The sequence below is a fragment of the Psychromonas arctica genome (assembly GCF_038155225.1).
In the GTDB taxonomy this organism is placed as follows: domain Bacteria; phylum Pseudomonadota; class Gammaproteobacteria; order Enterobacterales; family Psychromonadaceae; genus Psychromonas; species Psychromonas arctica_B.
The window spans coordinates 1-209 of record NZ_JBAKBA010000435.1 but is presented as its reverse complement, the minus strand read 5'-3'; the positions used below and the strand labels follow the sequence as shown (position 1 = coordinate 209).

Genomic DNA, 209 nt, shown 5'->3' with positions numbered 1-209 from the left:
ACATTAAGCGAACAATTTCAGTAACTTTATTAATGAAGACTAAACTAAAAAATGAGTGATGAAAATTCTCCAAAAACGGGAAATGAATCGGAAACAATCGAATCCCTAGATACAAAATTAGTGCCGCCATCTATGTATAACGTTTTATTACATAATTATTATTATTCACCAATGGATTTTGTTATTGATGTGCTGCATCGTTTTTTTCG

At 30.1% G+C, this 209-nt stretch carries 1 protein-coding gene; it reads left to right on the top strand.

The window, feature by feature from the left end:
* Positions 1-51: 51 nt before the first annotated feature.
* On the top strand, positions 52-209 hold a 158-nt coding region (locus tag V6255_RS19015), incomplete at its 3' end, for an ATP-dependent Clp protease adaptor ClpS (protein WP_341629489.1).